Source organism: Cupriavidus sp. 05T313, from assembly GCF_056396665.1.
In genome coordinates this window covers 1-6,886 of the sequence record NZ_JBFTLX010000322.1, presented here as the reverse complement: position 1 = coordinate 6,886, position 6,886 = coordinate 1, and the positions used below count along the sequence as shown (strand labels likewise).

Annotated in this window: 8 protein-coding genes; 4 read left to right on the top strand and 4 right to left on the bottom strand. The window is 64.4% G+C overall.

Features of this window, described 5'->3' with window-relative positions; genetic code table 11:
- Window positions 1–435 (bottom strand): bestrophin-like domain (locus tag AC1DKD_RS37480; RefSeq protein WP_477144436.1); only part of this gene is annotated, 435 nt, incomplete at its 3' end.
- A 409-nt stretch (window positions 436–844) separates the two neighbouring features.
- On the opposite strand from AC1DKD_RS37480, the gene AC1DKD_RS37475 reads away from it, so the two are divergent.
- The 4 genes from AC1DKD_RS37475 (at window position 845) to clcA (ending at window position 4,146) form a co-directional block, all read left to right on the top strand.
- Window positions 845–1,492 (top strand): potassium channel family protein, encoded by a 648-nt coding sequence (locus AC1DKD_RS37475; protein WP_441628110.1) that lies wholly within the window; start codon window positions 845–847, stop codon window positions 1,490–1,492.
- A 295-nt stretch (window positions 1,493–1,787) separates the two neighbouring features.
- Window positions 1,788–2,267 carry a glycine zipper family protein gene (locus AC1DKD_RS37470; RefSeq protein ID WP_441628112.1) on the top strand — a complete coding sequence of 160 codons (480 nt, stop codon included), beginning with the start codon at window positions 1,788–1,790 and terminating at the stop codon, window positions 2,265–2,267.
- A gap of 89 nt (window positions 2,268–2,356) precedes the next feature.
- A complete protein-coding gene (locus AC1DKD_RS37465) occupies window positions 2,357–2,755 on the top strand; it encodes a hypothetical protein (protein ID WP_477102394.1) in 399 nt (132 codons plus the stop codon).
- Between the two features lie 74 nt (window positions 2,756–2,829).
- On the top strand, window positions 2,830–4,146 hold the full coding sequence (clcA, locus tag AC1DKD_RS37460) for a H(+)/Cl(-) exchange transporter ClcA (RefSeq protein WP_477111096.1): 1,317 nt from the start codon (window positions 2,830–2,832) through the stop codon (window positions 4,144–4,146).
- Between the two features lie 34 nt (window positions 4,147–4,180).
- Here the strand turns inward: clcA and AC1DKD_RS37455 are convergent, their stop codons facing one another.
- From AC1DKD_RS37455 to AC1DKD_RS37445, 3 genes are all read right to left on the bottom strand, one after another.
- On the bottom strand, window positions 4,181–4,771 hold the full coding sequence (locus tag AC1DKD_RS37455; protein WP_441628118.1) for a PqiC family protein: 591 nt from the start codon (window positions 4,769–4,771) through the stop codon (window positions 4,181–4,183).
- Complete coding sequence (locus tag AC1DKD_RS37450) at window positions 4,771–6,417, bottom strand: PqiB family protein (protein ID WP_441628120.1); 1,647 nt, start codon at window positions 6,415–6,417, stop codon at window positions 4,771–4,773. The genes AC1DKD_RS37455 and AC1DKD_RS37450 overlap by 1 nt, the downstream gene beginning before the upstream one ends.
- A partial coding sequence (locus AC1DKD_RS37445) for a paraquat-inducible protein A (RefSeq protein WP_477144435.1) occupies window positions 6,392–6,886 on the bottom strand: 495 nt, incomplete at its 5' end. The genes AC1DKD_RS37450 and AC1DKD_RS37445, both read right to left, overlap by 26 nt.

Below are 6,886 nucleotides of genomic sequence, written 5' to 3'. Positions count from 1 at the left end.
GGGCGCCAGTGCCTCCAGCGCGCGCTGGAACTCTTCCAGCCGGCTGACCGCTTCGGCATTACCCAGCGTCCCCAACTGTGTCTCGTCCAAAGAACCGAGGATCTGGACCTTTTCGGCGTAGATACTCTTGAGCAAGCCCCGGACCTCGCGCGTTTCCGGCCCATACTTGGCCAGCACGCGATCGAGATGGATGACGCTGGCGGAATTCTGCACAAGCTCGGCGCTCGTGGTGTCAAACGTGCCCTTTGCCGACGACACCAGCAGCCCGAGCACCAGCGCGGCCATCGTTGCGATCAGGCCGGTCGCCATTTTGACAACACCGATTGATTGATCGCTGAGGTGGTTCTCCGGCAGCACGGCGCGCGTGTACATGCCGACCAGCGAACTGCCGAATACGCACACGAACACGATCAGGGCGATGACGATGTGATTCATGCTTCAACCCTCCGCATGTGGTCATGAGCGCAGCGCCCGTGGGTATCCAGAGAGCTACCCGAGAACACCGCGGCCCGGCGGACCTGGCCTTGCCCCCCCGATTCACTGGGGTCCCCGCCGCCTCGTGCGGCACGCACCGCGGATGGCTGGCACGACATATTGGGATGGCAGGCGCCGCGACGGAGCGGCATTGGAAAAGAGGGACCCAGCCATATCTTGCTCCCCGCTCGCCATGACGCAATTGGACCAAGGTCCCATAGTGCCGGCTCTTCAGTGGTGCTAGGTTCACTGCGCAATGCGTCGAGACTGTGCGCCGGCATGGCCCCGCCCGCTTCCGACGCGGATGGGAGCGGCTATGGCACATGCGCAATGGTGGCGTGAGCACGCGCAGCAAATACGCGCCGGGAGCATGGTAGCGCTCCTGGTCCTGCTCCTGCTGCTCGTGTTCGTCGTACCGTTTTCAGTGGCGCCGGACAGCTTCTACGCGCGGCTGATGCGGGAGTTGCTCCTGTCGCTGATTCTCCTGACCGGCGTGGCGGCGGTGTCGGACCGCCGCTTGCAGTTCCTGATGGTCGCGCTGGTCGCCGCTGCGGCCATCCTGGTGCGCTGGGCGGGATGGCTCTTTGCGCCGGCGCATTCGCAGGGGATACTTGACGAAACCGTGCTTGTTTCACTTGGCCTTCTTGGCGTGGTCATCGGGATCAAGGTGTTCAGCCCCGGCACGGTGACATTCGACCGGATCCTGGGCGCCGTGGCCCTCTATATATTGATCGGGGTTGTCTGGGCGGAAGCCGACCAGCTCGTCAGCGTTCACGTTCCCGGCGCCTACACTGGAATCCCGAACACCGACACGGCTTCGGATCGCTCGGTCTGGCTCTACTTCAGCTTTGTCACGCTGACGACGGTAGGCTATGGCGACATCACGCCGGTCGCCAACGCTGCGCGGGCGCTTGCGATTCTTGAGGCGCTGATCGGCCAGCTTTATCCGGCGATCGTGCTTGCGCGGCTGGTGTCGCTACGGGCTGCGGGCGAAGGGTCCGGCGCGAACCGATCGTGAACGATGCCGGAGAGTCTGCGGCGCCGGTACCCTATTGGACCAAGGTCCAATTGCCTTTGAGCGCCAGCGATACCAATATTGCCTACAGCCGTGGCGAACCGCGAAGCATCGTGGACGCATCGAAGCGTATGCGCGTCCTGCAACCACCAGTCACCTCTGCACGAGATGAGCGGCCCGATCCTGGCATTCCCACGGGCCGGGCGCGAGTTCCGGCCTGAGGCCGGAGAGGTTTTCTCACCGTCCCGGATCAATCGGGCGGTGACGCCGTAGCGAATGACACCCGGGACCTGGAGCCATGCAAGGAACTGCTCGAACTCTGATCGGCCTGGCAATCGCGTCGCTGGCATCGGCCGCAGCAGCGCAGCAACCCATCATCTACCCCGCAAGGGGACAGAGTCCGCAGCGCCAGCAAACCGATACCGCGGAATGCCAGTCGTGGGCGCAGCAAACCACCGGCGTCAATCCTGTCGCGCTCGCGGAGCGCATGGCCCAAAGTCCGCCACCCCAACAACAGCAAGGCCGGCTCCTTCGCGGCGCCGGGGGTGGCGCATTGTTCGGGACCCTGATCGGCGGGGCCGCGGGCGGCCACTGGGGCGAGGGAGCCGCGGTCGGTGCGCTCGTCGGCACGATGGGCTCCGGCATGCGGATGCGGCGCGAACAACAACAAATGGACATGCAGCAACAAAGCATGCAGCAGCAGGCATCGGGTCAGCTTTCGACGTACAACCGTGCGGTGGCGGCATGCATGACTGGCCGTGGCTACACGGTCGAGTAGCGATCACGTCAGCATCATCGGGGCGCCGGCCAGCCAGTCCGTTGCCCCGTCTTTCGCTGGCCGGTTCACGACAGGCAGGAGGAAGCGCCATGCTGAAGACATTGCGGGCAACCGCCCTCGCTACCCTTGTTTGTGCAACACCTGCATGGGTGCTCGCCGCGGACTTCGACGGCAGCAAGCCGCTCTTGTGCGCCACCGTCGACGCACACTTCTGCGATATCGGGGAGGTCTGCTATCGAACGCTTCCTGCGATCCTGGGCGCGCCGCAATTCATGAAAATCAATTTCGCAAAGAAGACCGTGTCGGGACCACAGCGTTCCACCGACATCCGCTTCATGGAGCCAAGCAATGGGCAGTTGCTTCTTATCGGCACGGAGCTGGGCTACGGCTGGAGCATTGCGCTCGACACCAAGACCGGCTCCATGTCCGCGACGCTTGTGAACCGCGAAGACGTGTTCGTACTATTTGGCGCCTGCACACCGTCGTAGATCGCCCCGCGCTCCGCGTTCGCTGCCGTTACCTGCGCGAGYGGCCTTGGCGCTTGCGTAGATATGCGTAGATCATGAACAGCACCGATGTCGACCGACAGCGCGGCGGGCTGGTCGCGCTCGCCATCGCGTCCCTCATCGTGGGAGCGGCCACCGGACTGCTGGGGACGCTCTTCCGGTTGGCGCTTGAGCATGCGGACAGACTACGCGGCCTGTTCGTCTCGTGGGCACACGGGCACGTCATCGGACTGGTCCTCGTCCTGTTCGCCGCCGCGGCCTCGACCGCCCTGGCGGCATGGCTCGTCAGGCGCTTCGCGCCAGAGGCGAGCGGCAGCGGCATCCCTCACGTCGAGGCCGTGCTGAGCGCCGACCAGCCTGCCGCACCCCTCGCGCTCGTCCCGGTCAAGTTCTTTGGTGGCGTGCTCGCCATCGGCGCCGGGCTGGCCCTGGGCCGCGAAGGCCCCACCGTGCAAATGGGTGCGTCGATCGCCCACCTGTTCGGGACACTGGTTCGCCGCAACGCGGACGACTGCAGGGTTCTGCTCGCGGCTGGCGCGGGTGCTGGACTGGCGACGGCGTTCAATGCGCCGATCGCCGGCGCGGTGTTCGTCCTCGAAGAACTGATGCGCCGGTTCGAGACGCGCACGGCCATTGCTGCGCTCGGCGCGTCGGCGGGCGCCATTGCGGTAGCGCGCCTGATCCACGGCGATCTGCCGGATTTCCAGCTGGCAGCACAACCGTTTCCCGGTGCCGGAACGGTGCCGGCGCACCTCGCGCTCGGTGTGGTCGTCGGCCTTGCAGGGGTCGCCTATTGCCGCACGATCCTCTGGGCGCTAGCCACAGCCGATGGGCTCGCCCGCTGGCCGGCCGAAGTGCGCGCCGCGCTTGTCGGGGCCGGGGTCGGACTACTCGCGTGGTTTGCTCCGGACCTGGTGGGTGGCGGCGACGCAATCACACAGCGCGCTCTCGCGGGAACGGGCGCGCTTTCCGGCATCGCGCTGGTGTTCCTGATCCGCTTCGGCCTCGGAGCCGTATCGTACGCCGCGGGTACGCCAGGCGGCCTGTTTGCGCCGATGCTCGTTCTGGGCGCGCAGACGGGCCTTGTCTTCGGCAGGATCTGTATTCACTGGTTCCCGGGCGTGGCCGCTTCTCCCGGCGCGTTCGCCGTGGTCGCCATGGCGGCCTTCTTTACGGCAGTGGTGCGCGCCCCGATCACCGGCATCGTCCTGGTGACGGAGATGACGGCAAGCTTCACATTGCTGTTGCCCATGCTCACAGCCTGCTTCACCGCGATGGTCGTCCCCATCATGTTGCGCTGTCCGCCAATCTATGAATCGCTGGGCGAGCGCCTTCCGCAAAAACAGCGGACCGCGGCGAAGCCCGACCCCTGATTCGCTCCATGCGGCCGGCGCCGATCCCAAGTTGTCACTCTCCACGCGTCGTGCGGATCGCCGCGGCAATATCGCGGCAGACCGCGGCCAGCGCCCGGCTGTGCGCAGCGACCAGCGCATCGTAACCCTGAGCGCCGGCAGGCTCGCTCACGATACTGCGGCCGCTCACCGGCGTCCCCTGCTTTGGCGGCCGCACCAGCCACAACACCGAGATCGACGCCGCATCGCCCGGTGCGGAATCAAAGCGCTGGATGTCGACCGCAACCTGGTACGCCGTCGCACGATCAGCCCATTGCAAATAGCTTGAAACATGCGCACCGGGAAACAGCTGGGCCAGGTCTGCAGCCATCACGTTCGCAACCTGGCTCTTCAGCGGCTCGGCCCAGCGGGCGAACTCGTCGATCCTTACCTGCGTCGCATTGACCCGCAACACCAGTTGCGGGCGGTCGACAATGTCCGGCACCGCCACCAGCCCGATCGAGATAGCAAGTGGCGCGACACTGGCCTCAACGGGCACCGTTGTCCGCTCCGGACTCAAGGTATAGAAAACCGCCTGAGGCGAACTCGCGCAACCACCGAGCACCGAAACCGCAAGTACCGCAGCTATCAGAAGAAGAGAGCGCATCACTTCTTGTCCTCCGTCTTGCCGCGAATCAACGCTTCCGGATGGCGTTCGAGATAGTCCGCGAGAGCGCGAAGCGATGCCGCCGTGCGTGACAGCTCCCGCATCGTATCGGCTGTACTCTGCGACAGTGCCGAGTCCGGCTGCATCGCGCTGTTGGCCGAATCGAGCGCCGTGCGCGCCGACACAATCGCGGCGCGCGCCTCCGGCGCCACTTCCGCATCGAGCGTCTTGAGCAGCTTGTCCACATTTTGCAAGGTCACTCGGACATCCTTCCCGATGCCCTCGAACGGCACCTTGTTGAGCTTGGCAACCAGGCTTGTAATCGAGTCCTGAAGAGACTGCAGGCCGCCCGGAACCGTAGGCAACTCAGGCGGCTTGGCGTCCCAGTCCACCGTGGCCTTGGGAGCCGCGGGGAAGAAGTCCAGCGCGAGGTAGAGCTGCCCGGTCAGCAGGTTGCCGGTTCTAAGCTGCCCGCGGAAGCCATGTTCGACCAGCCACACAGCAAGCGCGTGAGGGTTGTCCGTGAGCCTGCCCCCCTTGACTCCCGTCTCATACCGCGACGTGAAACGCTCCGGATAGATCCGCACTTCGACCGGAATGCTGAACTCCTTCTTTTCCCGGTCGAAGCGCGTGTAGATCCCTGTCACCTCGCCCACCACGATGCCGCGGAAATCGACGGGCGCACCGACCGTCAGGCCGCGTACCGATTCCCTGAAGCTGAACACGAATGTCTCGGCAATCTTGTCATGGCGCTTCATCGCCTCCGCACGGTCGCGGAACAAATCGAACTGGGCGTTGGCCTCAGCCTGCGGTCCACTCTCTGCATCATCGGGGGACTGAAACGCGACCCCGCCAATGAGGATCGCGACCATCGATTGCGTATTGACCTTCACGCCGCTTGTATCGAGCGACACATCGACACCGCTTGCGTGCCAGAAGCGCGTATCGGCGTGCACATACTTGTCGTAGGGTGCATTGATAAAGACCCGCAGCGTGACACCATTTCCGTCGGCGTCCATGTTGTAGGAGGAAATCTGGCCGACCTGCAAGCGCCTGAAGAAAACGGGAGTGCCTATATCGAGCGAGCCCATATCCTCGCTCTTGAGCACGAACTCCTTCCCGGGGACATCCTTCGCGAAAACCGGCGGGGTCTCGAGGCCGACGAAGTCGCGTCGCGACTTGGTCTGGTTGCCGACGTCCGTGCCGATATACGAGCCGGACAGCAGCGTACCCAGGCCCGATACGGTGCCGCCGGAGATGCGCGGCCGCACGACCCAGAAGCGGGTGTCGTCGACCAGCAAGTCCGACGCGTCCTTGGCCAGTTCAGCGCTTGCAATGACGCCGCGATGGTCTTTTGACAGGATGACGCTCTTGACTACGCCGATGTCCACATCCTTGTACTTGATCTTGGTCTTTCCCGCCTCGAGACCTTCGCCGGTCTTGAAGCTGATGGTGATGGTCGGGCCTTTCTGGAGGATCGCCTGTGCCGCCAGCCAGCCGCCGATCAGCACTGCGATGAGCGGCACCAGCCAGACGAGTTGCAGGCGCCAGCGCGAGTGCTGCGTGGCGACCACCTCGGGAAAGTCAGGCGCGCCGGGTTCGTCGCCTTGTTCAGGAGGATTAGCCACGATCCTTCTCCACGGCATCCCAGATCAGACGCGGGTCGAACGACATAGCGGCGAACATCGTCAGCACCACCACCGCACCAAACGCGACCGAGGCCGGGCCGGCCTTGATCGTCGCCAGCGAACTGAACTGCACGAGCGCAACCAGAAGCGTGATGACGTAGATATCGAGCATCGACCAGCGCCCGACGATTTCCACCAGACGATAGATGCGCGCCCGCCTCTCACGCAACCATCGCGAGTGAAACTGTGCCGAACTGACGAGAAACAGCATGGCGATGATCTTGAGCATCGGCACCGCGATACTCGCAATGAATACCACGCATGCCAACAACCGGGAGCCCGAGGTCCAGAGGTAGACCACGCCGCTCAGGATCGTATCCTCCTCCGAGCCGAAGAGCGAACTCGTGTCCATCACGGGCAGYAGATTGGCCGGGATATACAGGATCATCGCTGCAATCAGGAACGCCCAGGTACGGGCGATGCTGGC